This is a genomic window from Paraburkholderia sp. D1E, from assembly GCF_052682275.1.
In genome coordinates, this window is the sequence record NZ_JBQYMB010000001.1 from 7,656,829 (window position 1) to 7,673,673 (window position 16,845).

Annotated in this window: 15 protein-coding genes; 5 read left to right on the top strand and 10 right to left on the bottom strand. The window is 62.0% G+C overall.

Annotated elements, in window-relative coordinates; all coding sequences use genetic code 11:
- Positions 1-2: 2 nt before the first annotated feature.
- From hutU to ACUN0E_RS34370, 4 genes are all read right to left on the bottom strand, one after another.
- On the bottom strand, positions 3-1,691 hold the full coding sequence (gene hutU / locus ACUN0E_RS34355; protein WP_408394098.1) for a urocanate hydratase: 1,689 nt from the start codon (positions 1,689-1,691) through the stop codon (positions 3-5).
- Between the two features lie 68 nt (positions 1,692-1,759).
- Complete coding sequence (hutC, locus tag ACUN0E_RS34360; RefSeq protein ID WP_408232423.1) at positions 1,760-2,455, bottom strand: histidine utilization repressor; 696 nt, start codon at positions 2,453-2,455, stop codon at positions 1,760-1,762.
- Positions 2,456-2,490: 35 nt separating this feature from the next.
- Positions 2,491-4,014, bottom strand: coding sequence for a histidine ammonia-lyase (gene hutH / locus ACUN0E_RS34365; protein WP_445569400.1), 1,524 nt, complete (start codon positions 4,012-4,014; stop codon positions 2,491-2,493).
- A gap of 440 nt (positions 4,015-4,454) precedes the next feature.
- Positions 4,455-5,351: a LysR substrate-binding domain-containing protein gene (locus ACUN0E_RS34370; RefSeq protein ID WP_445569401.1), complete on the bottom strand. Its 897-nt coding sequence runs from the start codon at positions 5,349-5,351 to the stop codon at positions 4,455-4,457.
- A 114-nt stretch (positions 5,352-5,465) separates the two neighbouring features.
- Between ACUN0E_RS34370 and ACUN0E_RS34375 the strand changes: the two genes are divergently transcribed.
- Both ACUN0E_RS34375 and ACUN0E_RS34380 read left to right on the top strand, forming a co-directional pair.
- Positions 5,466-6,368, top strand: a complete 903-nt coding sequence (locus ACUN0E_RS34375; RefSeq protein ID WP_445569402.1) for an NAD-dependent epimerase/dehydratase family protein — start codon at positions 5,466-5,468, stop codon at positions 6,366-6,368.
- 157 nt (positions 6,369-6,525) lie between these two features.
- On the top strand, positions 6,526-6,708 hold the full coding sequence (locus ACUN0E_RS34380; RefSeq protein WP_408394092.1) for a hypothetical protein: 183 nt from the start codon (positions 6,526-6,528) through the stop codon (positions 6,706-6,708).
- Between the two features lie 105 nt (positions 6,709-6,813).
- Here the strand turns inward: ACUN0E_RS34380 and ACUN0E_RS34385 are convergent, their stop codons facing one another.
- Together ACUN0E_RS34385 and ACUN0E_RS34390 are read right to left on the bottom strand one after the other, a co-directional pair.
- Positions 6,814-8,181: an APC family permease gene (locus ACUN0E_RS34385; protein ID WP_445569403.1), complete on the bottom strand. Its 1,368-nt coding sequence runs from the start codon at positions 8,179-8,181 to the stop codon at positions 6,814-6,816.
- Positions 8,182-8,372: 191 nt separating this feature from the next.
- Entirely contained in the window at positions 8,373-9,209 is an 837-nt protein-coding gene (locus tag ACUN0E_RS34390) for a carbon-nitrogen hydrolase family protein (RefSeq protein WP_445569404.1), read from the bottom strand.
- A 197-nt stretch (positions 9,210-9,406) separates the two neighbouring features.
- Here ACUN0E_RS34390 and ACUN0E_RS34395 point away from each other — a divergent pair, with 197 nt between their 5' ends.
- Positions 9,407-10,264 carry a response regulator transcription factor gene (locus ACUN0E_RS34395; protein WP_445569405.1) on the top strand — a complete coding sequence of 286 codons (858 nt, stop codon included), beginning with the start codon at positions 9,407-9,409 and terminating at the stop codon, positions 10,262-10,264.
- A gap of 61 nt (positions 10,265-10,325) precedes the next feature.
- On the opposite strand, the gene ACUN0E_RS34400 is transcribed toward ACUN0E_RS34395, so the two are convergent.
- From ACUN0E_RS34400 to ACUN0E_RS34415, 4 genes are all read right to left on the bottom strand, one after another.
- A complete protein-coding gene (locus ACUN0E_RS34400) occupies positions 10,326-11,060 on the bottom strand; it encodes a DUF899 domain-containing protein (RefSeq protein ID WP_445569406.1) in 735 nt (244 codons plus the stop codon).
- A 43-nt stretch (positions 11,061-11,103) separates the two neighbouring features.
- Positions 11,104-11,532: an SRPBCC family protein gene (locus tag ACUN0E_RS34405; protein WP_445569407.1), complete on the bottom strand. Its 429-nt coding sequence runs from the start codon at positions 11,530-11,532 to the stop codon at positions 11,104-11,106.
- The gene (locus ACUN0E_RS34410; protein ID WP_445569408.1) at positions 11,439-11,864 is read right to left on the bottom strand and encodes an ArsR/SmtB family transcription factor; all 426 of its coding nucleotides are present in this window, start codon (positions 11,862-11,864) and stop codon (positions 11,439-11,441) included. Before ACUN0E_RS34410 ends, ACUN0E_RS34405 begins: the two co-directional genes overlap by 94 nt.
- A 237-nt stretch (positions 11,865-12,101) precedes the next feature.
- Entirely contained in the window at positions 12,102-13,484 is a 1,383-nt protein-coding gene (locus tag ACUN0E_RS34415; protein WP_325046944.1) for an NCS2 family permease, read from the bottom strand.
- 505 nt (positions 13,485-13,989) lie between these two features.
- On the opposite strand from ACUN0E_RS34415, the gene ACUN0E_RS34420 reads away from it, so the two are divergent.
- Entirely contained in the window at positions 13,990-14,955 is a 966-nt protein-coding gene (locus ACUN0E_RS34420; RefSeq protein ID WP_408232456.1) for a PRC-barrel domain-containing protein, read from the top strand.
- The gene (locus ACUN0E_RS34425) at positions 14,952-16,205 is read left to right on the top strand and encodes an MFS transporter (RefSeq protein WP_408232458.1); all 1,254 of its coding nucleotides are present in this window, start codon (positions 14,952-14,954) and stop codon (positions 16,203-16,205) included. The genes ACUN0E_RS34420 and ACUN0E_RS34425 overlap by 4 nt, the downstream gene beginning before the upstream one ends.
- Positions 16,206-16,845: the final 640 nt, after the last annotated feature.

The following is a 16,845-nucleotide window of genomic DNA, read 5'->3' on the forward strand; positions in this document are numbered from 1 at the left end:
GATCAACGGCCCAGCATCGGCAGATTCAGGCCTGCCTCGCGCGCCGTTTCCTGCGCGAGTTCATAACCCGCATCCGCGTGACGCATCACACCGGTCGCCGGATCGTTGAACAGCACGCGGCCGAGGCGCGCCTTCGCGGCATCCGTGCCGTCAGCGACGATCACAACGCCCGAATGCTGGCTGAAGCCCATGCCTACCCCGCCGCCGTGATGCAGCGAGACCCACGACGCGCCGCCTGCCGTGTTCAGCAGTGCGTTGAGCAACGGCCAGTCGCTGACTGCGTCCGAGCCGTCTTTCATCGATTCGGTTTCGCGGTTCGGACTTGCGACCGAACCGGTGTCGAGGTGATCGCGGCCGATCACGATCGGCGCCTTCAGCTCGCCGCTCCTGACCATTTCGTTGAACGCCTGGCCCAGACGATAACGATCCTTCACGCCGACCCAGCAGATCCGCGCCGGCAAACCCTGGAACGCGATACGTTCGCGCGCCATGTCGAGCCAGTTGTGCAGATGCGGATCGTCGGGAATCAATTCCTTGACCTTCGCATCGGTCTTGTAGATGTCTTCCGGATCACCGGACAGCGCGACCCAACGGAACGGGCCCTTGCCTTCGCAGAACAACGGACGGATGTACGCCGGCACGAAACCCGGGAAATCGAACGCGTTTTCCACGCCCATTTCCAGCGCCATCTGACGGATGTTGTTGCCGTAGTCGAGCGTGGCGGCGCCGCGTTCCTGCAGCGTCAGCATCGCCTGCACCTGTTTGGCCATCGACTGCTTGGCCGGCGTGATGATGGAATCCGGCGCCGTCTTCATGCGCTCGCGCCAGTCTTCGACGTTCCAGCCTTGCGGCAAATAACCATGAATCGGATCGTGGGCGCTGGTCTGGTCGGTCACGCAATCCGGCGTGATGCCGCGCGTCACGCATTCGGCGAACACATCGGCTGCGTTGCCCAGCAGACCGATCGATACCGGCTTGCCTGCCTTCTTCGCTTCTTCAAGCATGACGAGCGCTTCGTCGAGCGTCTTCGCTTTTTTGTCGACGTAGCGGGTCTTCAGACGGAAATCGATACGCGTCTCGTCGCATTCCACCGCGATCATCGAGAAGCCGGCCATGGTTGCTGCCAACGGCTGCGCGCCGCCCATGCCGCCGAGACCACCGGTCAGAATCCAGCGGCCCGAAGGATCGCCGTTGAAATGCTGGTTCGCCACCGAGAAGAACGTCTCGTAGGTGCCCTGCACGATGCCCTGGCTGCCGATGTAAATCCAGCTGCCCGCGGTCATCTGCCCGTACATCATCAGGCCCTTGCGATCGAGTTCGTGGAAGTGTTCCCACGTCGCCCAATGCGGCACCAGATTCGAATTCGCCAGCAGCACGCGCGGTGCGTCGGCATGCGTCTTGAACACGCCGACCGGCTTGCCCGATTGAATCAGCAGCGTCTCGTCTTCGTTCAGGTCCTTCAGCGATGCGAGGATCTGATCGAAGCAATCCCAGTTCCGCGCAGCACGGCCAATACCGCCATACACAACCAGTGCATGCGGATGCTCGGCGACTTCCGGGTCCAGATTGTTCTGGATCATCCGGTACGCGGCTTCCGCGATCCAGGTCTTGCAGGTCTTTTCCGCGCCGCGCGGTGCGCGGATCGTGCGAGTCGGGTCCAGACGCGGGTCGATGTGTTTCGGGTTGTTCATGGTGGCCCTCGGAATGCGTGAAAATGTTCGGGAGAAATCGGGAAAATGAGTCGGAAAATACGGCGAAATCAGAAATGTCCGGTGAAGCGATAGCGGCTGCCGGGATGCCAGAGATTGGCGATCGAGGCGACCTGGCTTTGCGACCACGTGCGCCGATGCAGCACGAGGCACGGTTCGAGTTCATCCATGGTCAGCAATTCGCGCGTGTCAGCGTCCGCAGCCAACGCTTCGATGCGGTACTCGACGCGCTGCAGCGGCGCGACGCGCACCAGATACTGATTCGGCGTGGTGTTCGTGAAGTCCTGCAACGCGTACTCGGGCGCGACCGCCGGGTTGACCCAGCGCTCTTCGAGCTGCACCGGCTCGTCGTTTTCGAAATGCAGCACGCGTGAATGAAACACCGGACTGCCCGCGCTCACCTGCATTTCTTCGGCGAGCGCTTCGTCGGCGATGCTCGCGCCGATGTGCAACACCTTCGCCTGATAACGATGACCGCGCGCGACGATTTCGTCGGAGATGCTGCGGATCGCCACCAGCGTCGATTCGTACTTGGGCCGGGCCACGAACGTGCCCGAGCCCTGCACGCGCGTCAGCACCTGCTCCGAAGTCAACTCGCGCAACGCGCGGTTGACCGTCATGCGCGCGACGTTGAATTCGCGCGCGAGCTCGTTTTCGGAGGGCACCTGGTCGCCTTCAGACCATTCGCCCGCATGAATGCGGCCGAGGATGAAGTCCTTGATGCCCTGATAGGCCGGTGCGTTCATTGGCTTGTTGGCGTGCTTAAACGTGTTTTTCGAGCTTACTGTTCGGATGCAAACGAGAACGGGCTCAGCTTCGCGATCGTGCCGTCCTGCACCAGGTGCGTCACAGCCTCGATATCCGGTGCGAAGTAGTGATCGAGCTCGTAATGCGCGACGTCCTTGCGCACCGCGTCCATCACTTTCTGCAGGCTCGGGCTGGTCTTGTGCGGCGCGCGCAGGTCGACGCCTTGGGCGGCGGCAAGCAACTCGATCGACAGGATGTTCGCGACGTTTTCGGCAATATCGCCGAGCTTGCGCGCGGCGAACGTGGCCATCGAAACGTGATCTTCCTGGTTCGCGGAGGTCGGCAGCGAATCGACCGAAGCCGGATGCGCGAGTGTCTTGTTCTCGGAGGCGAGCGCCGCGGCGGTCACGTGAGCAATCATGAAGCCCGAATTCACACCGCCATCACGCACGAGGAACGGCGGCAGGCCCGACAGCGTCGTGTCGATCAGCAGCGCGATGCGGCGTTCGGCCAGCGCGCCGATTTCAGCGACGGCAAGCGCGAGGTTGTCAGCAGCGAATGCGACCGGCTCAGCGTGGAAATTGCCGCCCGACAGCACTTCGCCCGTGTCCGGGAAAATCAGCGGATTGTCGGAGACGGCATTGGCTTCCAGCAGCAGCACATCGGCTGAATGGCGCATCTGGTCCAGACACGCGCCCATCACTTGCGGCTGGCAGCGCAGGCTGTACGGGTCCTGAACCTTGTCGCAATCGGCGTGCGAAACATTGATGCCCGAGCCTTGCAACAGCGAACGGTAAGCGGTTGCCGCGTCGATCTGACCTTGATGGCCGCGCAGTTCGTGAATGCGCGCGTCGAACGGTTTGACCGACCCCGCTGCTGCGTCCACCGACAACGCGCCCGCCACCAGTGCGGTGCGGTACAGATCCTCAATGGCGAACATGTTGTAGAGCGCGAGTGCGGTCGAAGCTTGCGTGCCGTTCAGCAGCGCGAGACCTTCCTTCGCTTGCAGCGTGAGCGGCTTGAGGCCGACCAGCGCGAGACCTTCGATGGCCGGCATGCGCTCGCCCTTCGCGAACACGTCGCCGACGCCCAGCAACGCGGCCGACATATGCGCGAGCGGCGCGAGGTCGCCCGATGCGCCAACCGAACCCTTGACCGGAATCACCGGCAGGACGTCGGCGTTGTACAGCGTGATGAGCGCTTCCATCACTTCACGACGGATGCCCGAGTGGCCGCGCCCGAGGCTCGACAGCTTCAGCGCGATCAGGAGACGCACGACCGGACGCGACATCGGCTCACCCACGCCGACCGCGTGCGACAGCACCAGATTACGCTGCAGCAGTTCGAGCTGGTCATGCGGAATGTGCGTGCTGGCGAGGCGCCCGAAACCCGTGTTGATGCCATAGGCCGGTTCGCCCTTCGCGGCGATATCGGCGACGGCTTTGGCGCAGGCGTCGATGGCGGCGTGGCTGGCAGGATCGAGTTGCAGCGCGACGTGTTCGCGTGCGATCTGGCGCAGTTGCGGGAGGGTCAGGTGGCCGGGCTTCAGAATCATCATGGTGTTGTGTCCTGTCTTGTCTATACAATTCGAGAGAAGTCTAACGTCGCCGTCTTGTATATACAACTTGTTTTTGCGGCTTCCAGCCTGGGGGTTTCCATTAGAACTAGATGCTGGCAAGGCACCCATGTCGGTTGAGCCGCGGTTTGAGGTGACAGCGCTTGCCCCACCGCATTCGTTCGCCTCGACAGATAACTTGTATATACACGTTCAAAATGTAGAGCGGCAAGCGGACAAAAAGATTCAACGCGCCGGCTGGGGCAGTTGGCGGGCCGCGGCGGCCAATGTGCCCCCTTTCCCCCTGCGCCGATGCGCCGCTGCACTGCAACCTCGATGTCCCTCTTCCAGAGTTATAGGAGAACGCACTGACGACGCAAAAAAGCCCGCGCACTCCTACGAGCCGCGGGCTCTGTTGAAACGCGCTACTGGCGAAAGATTCGCTAAAGCCTCACCCGCGCCGCCATGAAATCCAGGAAGCACTGCACGCGTCCCGCCAGCGACGCGCTCTGGTAATACACCGCGCTCACCGGCTGCCTTTCATCTACCAGCACGTTGCCGAGAATCGGCACCAGCCGCTCTTCGCGCACGTCGGCCGCAGTCATGAAGACGGCGAGACAGGCGATGCCCCATCCTGAGAGAGCCAGTTGGCGCAGCGTCTCACCGCTCGATGCGGTGATCGCGGGCTCGATCTTCAGCGGCTCTGACTTGCCCTTCCCGCCCCGCCGCAACGGCCAGCGATTCAGATGCTCCGGCGCGGTAAAACCGATCAGACGATGCTCGCGCAACGCTTCCACCGACCTGGGTTCGCCGTATTCGGCCAGATACGCCGGACTGGCGAGCACTCTCAGCTTGCTGCTGCCCAAGGCGCGCGCATGCAAGGTCGAATCCTGCAACGCACCGATACGGATCGCGATATCCACCTTCTGTTCGAGCAGATCGACGATCCGCTCGTTGCTGGTCAGCTCCAGACGAATCTCCGGATACAGCGCCGAAAACGCCTTCATATGGGGCGCCACGCAATGAAGCATGAATGGCGACGCCGCATCGACACGCAAACGCCCCGACGGCCGCTCGCGCCCGCGCGTGACGGATTCCTCGGCCTCTTCCATCGCATCGAGAATCGCCCGGGCCCGCTGCAGAAACGCCTCACCCTCTTCGGTCAGTTGCAGACGGCGCGTCGTGCGCCGTACCAGCGCCGTGTCGAGTTTCTTTTCGAGACGCGTGAGCGCCCGGCTGACGCCTGAGACGGTTTGCCCCAATTTCTCCGCCGCCGCGGTGATCGAGCCGCTATCGATCACCGTGACGAACACCAGCAATTCGTCGGTCGAAGTTTTCATTGTTGATTTCAAATCAAGATTGATTTGAGACTAACACGCTTTTTGCGAGAATCAAGACGGTGGATACTGCGTGCATGTCATCGTGTTTCCGGTGTTTCCCTCTAGGAGAACGTCTTGAAGATTTTCATTACTGGCGCAAGCGGCTTTATCGGCGGTTCGATTGCGGCGCACCTCGTACGCGCCGGCTATCAGGTGCGCGGTTTGATCCGCAAGCCCGAACATAGCGCCGAGTTGCAACGCCTCGGTATCGAACCCGTCATCGGCACGCTCGACGACCGCGAGCTACTGATCGCGGAAGCAAAAGCGGCCGACGCGGTCATCAACGCCGCGAGCAGCGACCATCAAGGCGCGGTGCAAGCGCTGATCGACGGCCTGGCCGGCTCCGGCAAGCCGTTTCTGCATACGAGCGGCTCGAGCATCGTCGGCGATGCCTCGGGCGGCGAAGCGGGCGAGGCACGCATCTATCACGAGGACGCCCTGCCCGAGCCGACCGCGGATAAAGCGGCACGCGTCGCCATCGATCAACTCGTGCTCAACGCGGCGCAGCAGAACATCCGCTCGGCGGTGCTGTGCAACACGCTGATCTATGGCCACGGCGCGGTGCCGGGCAGCGCAAGCGTGCAGTTGCCACGGCTCGTGCGTCAGGCGCAAAAGAGCGGTGTCGTGCGGCACGTGGGCAGTGGCGGCAACATCTGGTCGAACGTGCATATCGACGACGTCGCCGAACTCTATCGCCTCGCGCTGGAGAAGACACCGGCGGGCACGTTCTACTTCGTCGAAAGCGGCGAGGCGTCGTTCCGTGACATGAGCGCCGCGATCGCGCGCGTGATGAAACTCGGCGCGGCGCAAGACTGGCCGCTCGGAGAAGCGCAGAAGGAATGGGGCTACGAAATGGCGTCGTATGGGCTGGGTTCGAATAGTCGTGTGCGCGGTGAGCGCGCACATAAACTGCTCGGCTGGCAGCCCAGGCGTAACTCGGTGATCGACTGGATCGAGCACGACATGATGTCCGCGTAGGGGACTTCCTGCGGGGCGCCCCCCAAGGGGACTTCCTGCGGGGCGTAATTTGTGTAAGCCCAGTCGTTGCGAATCCGTAAGCTCAACTCGCTAGAATCCGGCTCACGTAATAGCGTGATTCGACGATACGAGTCACGCGCGAGCCCGGATTTAATCGATGAACTTGGCGCTGAACTTCGACTGGCTGACCAACCTGCTAGCGATTATTTTCGTCGTGGCGTGTCTATACGACTCACGCTACGACGAATACGGCACGTTGACACTGTCGGCGGCCGCAATGGGCCTTGTGGTGATGGCGATCGAGCTGTTCCTCAGGCCCGCTTTCGATATGGCGCTTTGAGTTCGACGCTGCGTGAAGCAGCGTCATCAGGTCTAACGCGCGCGCCACCTTGCGCCCTGCCTCGCCGCTGACAGACGGCCACGAGTACAAGCGCGAGCGGCCGCATCAGACCGCGACTTCCGGCGGCGCTTGACGGAAACAGCGCGTGATCCAGCCCAGATAACACAAGCCCAGCACGAACCACACCGCACCCAGCACCAGCGCGGTTTTCTCGAGGCTCACCAGCAGCCAGATATCTGCAATCGCCCCGGCCAGCGGAAACAGCAGGCCGCCGATCACGCCCATCGCATTCGCACTGCCCTTCGCGTTGAAAAACTGACGGATTACGCACAGATTGACCGCAGTGAACGCGAGAAACGCGCCGAAGTTGATGAACGAGGTTGACGTCGCCACATCGAGCTTCAACGCGACCAGACCAATTGCGCCCGCGATCGCGATGTTCAGCGCCGGTGTCTTGAACTTCGGATGCACGAAACCGAAGATGCGTTTCGGCAATACTTCGTCACGTCCCATCGCATACAGCAAACGTCCCACGCTTGCCTGCGCCGAGATACCCGAAGCGAACTGCGCGAGAATCAGGCCGGCCAGAAACACCGTCACGAAGATATCTCCGCCGACTTTGCGTGCGACTTCGAAAGCGGCCGAATCCGGGTCCTTGAACACCGCACCCGGGTGCGCGAGCTGCACCGTGTACGCGGCAATTACGAAGATCGCGCCGCCGATCAGTGCGATCAGCACGATCGCGCGCGGCATGGTCTTTTCAGGGGCGATGGTTTCTTCGGTCAACGTCGACACCGCGTCGAAGCCGAGATACGAATAGGCGGCAATTGCGGCACCCGCCATCGTCGCCGAGAACGGCACGTGCGGCTTGAAGAACGGTTCGGCCGAAATCAGACCGCCGGGGCCGACTGCAGCGGTCACATAGTGGCAGCACAGCACGACGAACAACGCGACGATCGCGAGTTGCACGACCATCAGCACGATGTTGAAACGGTTCGCGAGTTCGATGCCGAGAATATTCAGCGCGCTCGTCAAGACGATAAACGCGATGATCCAGATCCAGCTCGGAATGTGCGGGAACGCGGCGCTGAGATACGCGGCGCCGATTAGCCAGATCACCATCGGCAGGAAAAAGTAATCGAGCAAGGTGGCCCAGCCAATCATGAAACCCAGATGCGGATTGAAGGTTTTGCGCGTGTATGTATAGGCAGAACCCGCCACCGGGAACAGCCGCGCGAGCTTGCCGTAACTGAGCGCGGTGAACACGATAGCGATCAGGGCAATCAGATACGCGAGCGCAGCGGTATCGTTGCTGGCGCTCGCCAGCACACCGTATGTGCCGTAGACGATCAGCGGCGCCATATAGGCGAGGCCGAACAGCAAGACTGAAGGCAGGCCAAGCGTACGCTTCAGATGCGTGCCTTGCGGCGCGGCAGGTGCGTCTGCGCGCTCAGCGGGTGATATCGGGGTCATGCGGTGTCTCCTCTTACGAATGGGCGAGCGTCGCCGGGGGCGGCGTTGAACGCGCCCCGGTCGAGCTTTGTCGATCAGACTTGCTGGATGCGCGTATCTCGCGCAGATAGTTCTTTGCGTGAAGGGGTGCGCGTGAGTGCGTGGGTGCGCTTATTTGTGCCCGAGGCTACGCATCTGCACTTACGTACGCCTCAACGCGCGCGGATCACACGCGCAGGTTGCCCGTGCTCGCCATCCACTGTCGCGAGATCGAGCGCAATGCGCGCGTCATGCAGATAACGATAGTGTTCACGCGCGCCTTCGAGACGCGCCGGATCGAGCGTGGCGCGCAGAACTTTTTCTTCCTGACCCGCGTCGCACACTACGTCGCCGAACGGATCGATCAGCGCCGATTCGCCGGGGAACGTGAGATTGTCGTCACCCGTGCCGATGCGATTCACGAGCGCCGCGAACATCTGATTCTCCATGGCGCGCGCCACGATCGCCCGGCGGTGCACCGGCCCGAATGGCGCCATATTGCCGTTCGTCACGATCAGGAGATCGGCGCCCAACGACGCGACCGCGCGCGCCGGTTCGGGAAACTCGATGTCGTAGCAGATCAGCAGGCCAACGGTCAGGCCCTTGAAACTGCACACTTCGTAACGGTCGCCCGGTTCGAATACACCCGTGTCCGAGGCCCACAGATGCGTCTTGCGATAGCGCAGCGCGATCTCGCCGCGTTCGTCGACCAGCACCGTGGTGTTGAAAAAGCGGCTGCCGTCCCGTTCGGCGAGACCCACTGCAACCGCAACGCGTGCTTCGCGTGCCGCATTGCGCACTGCGGTAAGCGACGGCCCGTCGATCGGTTCGGCCACGTCTCCGATGGTGTCCCGCGTCGGAAAGCCCGACAGCGTAGTCTCCGGAAACACGATCAGATCGGTCCCGGCCGAGCGTTGGCTGATGGTTTGCAGCACGCGTTGCACGTTTCTACCGCCGACGCCCACCGCGCCATCCACGATCGGGATCTGTGCCAGTTCGAGTTGAAGCATTCTGTCTCCTGTGTCGACCAGAGTTAGTGCTTTAGCACTTACTCTGGTCCCATGCAAAATGGTTACGGTCCTTGCCGGTCTGCTTCGCGTTAAATAGCGGTTGTTGTCAGTCCGCCCGCGTTTCAGGTTGGGCCTATTATTACCAGACATATTTTTGTTCGTAATCACCCAGCTGGGTTACCCTCAACGGAGCACGCATGGAACTCGAATGGCGCGATCTGGCCTTTCATCGCGAGATCGGCGCGGTTATCGAAGCACTCGACAGCGCGCAATTCTGGACTCGCCTCACGCGCGCACTCGAACGCTATGTCGTGTTCGACAACTGGGTCGCCCTGCGCTTCACACCGGGCGTCGCGCCGCTCGTCTGTGCGGAATCGCCCACACCGGACGGCACAGTAGATGCGATGTTCCAGGACTATCTCGCCGCGCTCTATCAACTCGATCCGTTTTATATCGCCGCAACCGGGAAGCCTGCCTCCGGCTTCGTCACGCTTGCGGATGTCGCGCCCGACAACTTCTCGATGACCGATTACTACCAGCGGTACTTCAGGAAAAACATCGTGGGCGACGAAGTGCATTTCAACTACGTGATCGACGCGAGGCATACGCTGGCATTCTCGCTGGGCGCAACGCATCGCTATGGCGAGCGCGACCTGGCCGTACTCGCGCTTTGCGCGCCATGGGTCATCGCACTGCTGCGGCAGCGCTTGCCGTATGAGGCATTCGACGCGCCGCAGCCCGCCTCGATCGAAGCGGCGACGCAAACAGAGATGGGCGCAGCGACAGAAGCAGGCGCCCCAGCGGACACGCCCACCTATGCCGCGCGCTTCGAACAGGTGTCGTCGACGAGCGGACGCTCGCCGCTCACCGCACGCGAAGTGGAAGTCGCGATGCTGACCTTGAGCGGATTTTCAACGCGCGCCATCGCGGAGAAACTGGTGATCTCATTCGAGACGGTGCGCGCGCACAAGAAGCACATCTATACAAAACTCAACGTCAACTCGCAGTCGGAGTTGTTCGCGCTGTTTTATGAAGCGGGACGCAAAGGGGCATGACGTCCCGCGCTTTCCTGCGAGCGCGCACTACTGCTGCACACGGCCGCCGCGCACTTCGCCATCACGAGCCGCACGCGGCGCATCCCCCCGCCTTCTCTTCATAGCGGTCGGGATGTTTGAGCCATTCGCCCATATTCTTCTTCTCGTCGCGGCCCTTCGGCGTGACGTCGAAATGCGCGTAAGTACTGAGGAACTGCTCGCCGCCGCGCCCGTAAGTGGAATACGTGTGATAGACGTCGCCCGCTTCGTCCTTGTAGAACACGCTGTGACCGGATAGCTCGTCGATGCCGACATCCTGCTCGGTAAAGTTGTAGAACGCCTTTTTGCTGGCGACCTCCTCCGGCGTGAACGACACGTGATAGTCGAAATTGAAGTCACTCTCATTGGATGACACCCACTGAAACTTCCAGCCCATCCGTTTCCTGAAAGCCCCGATCTTCGCGAGCGGCCCACGCGAGACCGCCACGTACGATACGTCGTGATGTTCAAGATGCGTCAGGATGCCGTCCATGTGATCCGACACGAACGAGCAGCCGAAACAGCCCTCTTCCCAATCCGGGCCCAGCATGAAGTGATAGACAATCAACTGGCTACGCCCGCCGAACAGATCGGCGAGTGTCTTGCGGCCTTGCGGCGTATCGAATATGTAGGTCTTGTCGACCTTCACCCACGGCAGCGCGCGACGTTTGCTGGCGAGTTCGTCGCCAGCGCGTGTGTACGCTTTCTCTTCGACCAGTAGCGCCTTGCTGGCGGCCAGCCATTCTTCCTTCGTACCAACCCGGTGTTGCGGATCCATGTGCGTCTCCTTCTCTGCATCGTGCAGGTTAGATAGAGCGAAATCACGCGAAGTAGCGTTCCAGCGAATCGAGGCCACCGCTCCAGCCGGCTTGATGCAGGTCGCGCGTTTCTTCGTCGACGAACTGTTCATGCGTGAGCGTCAGCAAGGTGCCGTTACCGTCCGGCCGTAACAGCACCGTGACGAGCGACTCCTGCTCCGGACTCGAACGCCATGCCCATGTGAACACGAGTCTGGCGTCAGGCACGACCTCCAGATACTGGCCGCCGGCCTCGATTTCCAGCCCATCCGGCTTGCGATACACAATCGTGAAGCGCCCGTCCACGCGCGCATCCAGTTCCGCATGGGTCACCTCGGCATCGCCCGGATGCATCCACTTCATGAGTTGCGCCGCCTCCGTCCAGGCGCGGAAGACTTTGGCGGGCACGGCGTTGATCCAGCGCTGGAGGGTGAGGCTAGGTTTGGTGGACATGGGGTTTCCTCTTCGACGAAAGCGGCAAGACGATCGAGTGATCCAGACCAGAAGCGCTGATAGCGGGTGAGCCATTCCATGGCTTCCTCCATGGGTCCGGCGCACAAGCGGCACGCCACTGTACGGCCGGTTTTGCTACGCGTGATGAGGCCGGCCTCGGACAACACGTCGAGGTGCTTCATCACCGCGGGCAACGACATCGCAAACGGCTCGGCGAGTTCACTGACCGAGAGATCGCTCAGTTCGGACAGACGCGCGAGCAACGCACGCCGCGTCGGATCGGACAGTGCGGCAAAGGTGCGATCGAGTATCATTTCATTATACTTAACCATAAGGTTAAGTATAGAAACACACGTGAGGATGTCAAGGACAGGTACGTACTTTTCTCACAGCACGCAGGAATATGAAGGGAACGCTACAAAAAAGATACGCGGCGCATCGCAGATAAAACCCTGCAATACGCCGCGTCAAGGTGGAGAACAACCGACTACACGTTCGAGCAAAGCGGCACAGAAAGCCCGCCCCACTCTCGCGTTACAGCAAATCGCATAAAACGCAATGCAGCAGAATCAGATCGCCCAACCGCCGAGATAGAAACCGACCAGCACGACAGCGATGACAACCGTACCCACGTTCAGCTTGCGATATTCACCGCTCACCACGCGGCCGATCACCAGCGTCGCGAAGCCGAGCATGATGCCCGTCACGATGTTGGCGGTCAGTACGATGAACACGGCGCACATCAGGCCCGACATCGCGTCGACCATGTCGTCCATGTGCAGCTTGCTCACGTTCGAGAGCATCATCAGACCGACGTACATCAGCGCCGGTGCCGTTGCATACGAAGGCACCAGACTCGCCAGCGGCGAGAAGAACATCACCACCAGGAACAGCAGACCGACCACCGCCGCCGCCATCCCCGTCTTCGCGCCGGCTGCAACGCCGACCGTCGATTCGATGTAGGCAGCCGCCGGTGCGCCACCGAGCAGGCCCGAGAAAATCGAGCTCAGCGAATCCGCCGTCAACGCACGGCCGCCGTTGATGATGCGACCGTTTTCGTCGAGCTGACCCGCCTGGCCGGCAACGGCGCGAATCGTGCCGGTTGCGTCGAACACAGCGGTCATCACCAGTGCCAGCACGCTAGGCAAAACGGCCATCGACAGCGCGCCCTTGATGTCCATCGCGCCAATCAGCGAAGCATGGCCCGGTGCGCTCAGCGCAGGCAGTGCGAACACGCCGTGGAACGCCACCGCCGGATCGATCATGAGCGCAATCGCCGAGATCGCGATGATCACGATCAGGATCGAGCCCGGCACGCGACGGCGCACCAGACCGAAGATCGCAGCCAGACCCGCCACCGACATGATCGCCGGCAACGCCGTGATGTTGCCGAGCGCGACCGGCAGACCGGCGCCCGGATTCTTCACGACCAGACCCACGTCGTTGGCGGCGATCAGCAGCAGGAACAGGCCGATGCCGATGCCTGTGCCGTGCGCGATGCCCGTCGGCAGATTGCGCAGAATCCACGAACGCACGCCCGTCACCGAGATGCCGGTGAAGACGACACCCATCAGGAATACCGCACCGAGCGCGACATTCGGATGCAGACCTTTACCAAGCACGAGGCCGAACGCGGTGAACGCGGTTAGCGAAATCGCGCAGCCGATCGCAATCGGCAGACGCGCCCACACACCCATCAGCAGCGAGCCGAACGCGGTGGTCAGGCACACGGCGACAAACACCGCGCTGGTGTCGAAGCCCGCTTTGCCGAACATGCCCGGCACGACGAACACGGAATAGACCATCGCGAGGAAGGTCGTGATACCCGCGACGATTTCCGTACGCTGCGAACTGCCGCGTGAAGAGATTTCGAAGTAGCGGTCGAGAAAGCCCTTTCCGTCGAATGATTCGGCGCCGACTTCAGAAATCGGTTGGGCGTGGGGTTCCATCATGATGAGTGCCTCCTTTATCAGCGTGCTGAAACGGCCCGTATTCCGGCCGCCATCAGGTTGGTCTCGTTACGTTGATCTAATGTCGTGTGGCAAGGTTTGAACGTCGGCTTGCGATGCGTCCGGATAACCCGCATGCTCCGTTCTTCTTTTGCTGTCCCGAAATGTAGGGCAACACAAATATGTCTCCCATCGCATGAATGGCATGCCCGACATGTCGCGACGCTTATATCGTTTAGGGGACGGCAAACCAGGTGGGCGCTCCACGCGTTTACACCTACGGTTTGTCATGAAGTTGTGAAAGGGTTTTGAGGGGTTCAGCACGCCAGAACGGGCGTCGATCGCGGCCGGAAGTGCACAACGCGGCATGCACCTTGCGCCGGGGACACCTGTCAGGAGCCCTTCAAAACCGGGCCGCCCGACGCCGCGGGTTACACTCTGGCCCTTACCCGACTTAACTGCGGCGGTCCACAGCGCCCGTCCGCACTGGCCGATGGAGTCCTTCTTGATGAGTGGCGGTTTTTCGCGTCCTGCCTGGCGTCTTCTGATTCTTGCTGTGTTCGCGCTATTCGCGCTGTCCGGTTGCAGCCTGCTGTGGGGTCCGGGACAGGCGCCGATCGTCGATGCCACGGTGATGCCCGTCGAACCCGCGAGCGCCCCCGTGGCTGCCTCCGCGCCGGAACCGGTCGAGACCGAAGCGGCCGAGCCCGAACAGCAGAAGAAGCCCAGGAAACCGGTCGTCAAGCCGCGCAAGGTCGAACCTCCGCCGCCAGTCGTCACGCCCGCGCCGCCGCCCCCTGCGCCCCCGCCGCTGATCGTGCTGCGCACGATCGAGCGCAGCGAGGCGCGCGCCTTGCTCGATAGCGAAGTCCAGAAGCCCGACGGCAAAGTGATTGGCCGCGCGGTCGATATGATCGCGGATGCGAGCGGCAAGCCGCGCGAAATGGTGGTCAATCTGCAGGGCTTCCTCGGCGTCGGTGATCGCAAGGTCAATTTCCCGTGGAGCGCGTTCCGCTTCACGCCGACCGCGAAGACCGCGCCGATCACGCTCAACGCAGCGGCCGTGCCGACGCCTGCGGCAAAGTCCACTGCCGTGCAATTACAGCTGATCGACACCGATGTCGAGCGTTCGAACGGCGCCAAGGTCGGCCGCGTGATCGACGTGCTGATCGACGCCAACGCGCAGCCGCAGGCGGTCGTGCTCGACGTCAACGGCATGGTCAGCACCGAGCGGCGTTCGATTGCCGCCAACTGGTCGGCGCTGCGTTTCGTCGTCAAAGACAAGGAACTGCATCCGCTGATCGATCTGAGCGACGCGCAGATCAATGCAACGCCGCCGTACGCCAGCGACAAGCCGATCCGCGCGGTGTCGCCGGCCCCGGTACCCGCTCCTGCGCCCGCTCCCGCCGCTGCAGCCTCCGCCGCGCCGGCCGCGACCGTTACGGCGGGTTCCAACGCACGGGCGGCCCGATGATAGGCCGGACTTTGGTAACCACGCGCAGTCTGCGCGCCCTCGATTGGCTGAATTTTTTCGTCGCCAACGTGCAGACCGGTTTCGGGCCGTTCATTGCGTCGTACCTTGCCTCGCACAAGTGGACCCAGGGCGAGATCGGCATGGCGCTGTCGGTCGGCACCATCAGCGCGATGGTGAGCCAGGTGCCGGGCGGCGCTGCCGTCGACGCCCTGCGCAACAAGAAAGGCGCGGCCGCATGGGCGATCTTCGCGATCATCTTCAGCGCGGTGCTGCTGGCCGCGAGCCCGACCGTGCTGCCGGTGATTGCCGCCGAGGTGTTCCACGGCTTTGCCAGCTGCATGCTGACGCCGGCGTTGGCCGCGATCTCGTTTGCGCTGGTGGGACGTGCGAATCTCGGCGACCGGCTGGGACGCAATGCCCGCTGGGCGTCGATCGGCAGTGCCGTAGCAGCCGGGCTGATGGGCGTGTTCGGCGAATACTATTCGCCGCGCGCGGTGTTCTGGCTGACCGCGGCGCTGGCCGTCCCCGCGCTGTTTGCGCTGACGATGATCCAGCGCACCGACACAATCGAACTGCCGAAAACCGGGCCGACACCTGAGCAGATCGAACGACGCGAGAGCCTGCGCGAGTTGCTGCGCGACAAGCGGATGCTGCTGTTTGCGGCGTGCATTGTGTTGTTCCATTTGTCGAATGCGGCAATGTTGAATCTTGCCGCCGGGGAAGTGACGGCCGGCATGGGCGACAACGTGCAGCTCGTGATTGCCGCGTGCATCATCGTGCCGCAGGCGATTGTGGCGATGATGTCGCCATGGGTCGGACGCTCCGCCGAACGGTGGGGGCGCAGGCCGATCCTGCTGCTCGGGTTTTCCGCGTTGCCGATACGGGCGTTGTTGTTTGCCGGAATCAGCAGCCCTTATTTGCTGGTGCCGGTGCAGATGCTGGACGGCCTGAGCGCCGCGGTGTTCGGCGTGATGCTGCCGCTGATTGCCGCCGACGTGGCCGGCGGCAAGGGACGGTACAACCTTTGCATCGGCCTGTTCGGGTTGGCTGCCGGGATTGGGGCGACCTTGAGTACGACTGCGGCTGGGTTTGTGGCGGATCACTTTGGGAATGCGGTGAGCTTCTTTGGACTTGCTGCTGCGGGCGCGCTTGCCGTTCTGCTGGTGTGGGCGGCGATGCCCGAGACGCGGGATGCAGCTGCGGATGAGGAGGCTGCGGCTGTGGGGGATGGGAAGTCGGCTGTTAGATGATCGGTTTTTTGCCTTTGGCGGCGGCATTTGGGTGGTTTGTGTTTTGTCTGCGCGGCGCTTTATTTGTCTGTTCGCCTACGGTGTTGGCCTTTCCTTGAATTCTTATTGGTTTATTAGCGTCGCCCCTGTGCGGGGCAGGCACTTACTTCTCTTTGCCGCCGCAAAGAGAAGTAAGCAAGAGAAAGCGGCTCACACCGCTAATTCTTAAGCGGGTCCCCCGCACAGCCACGGTAGTGGTGCATCTGGAATCCGTGCCCTCGCACATTCGGCGTGAGTGACACAGAGCTCATCAGCTCCCACTCCGCACTGCGTGCGTCGCGGATGGGTATGCACGGGAAACCAGAGGCTTCGTTTGAGCACGGCGGGAGCCGTCGGCTTCGCCTCGGCGAAGCGCCCAGCTATCCAAAAACGAACTCCCCCACGCATATCAAAGTGCAAAATCACTGACCGATAAACGTAGTTGCCATGACAGCGGCAATGGCGCTAGCAATGACATCGGCACTGGCAGTCGCAGTCGCACTGCCAGCGGCAGTCGCGAGCCGTGATGCTGAGCGAAACGCGGGTGTGAAAACGTAGTGGATGGTTCTATGAAGTGCGCTTCGGCGCGCGCAGCGCTGCTGGAAGTATGATGGCCTTGTCA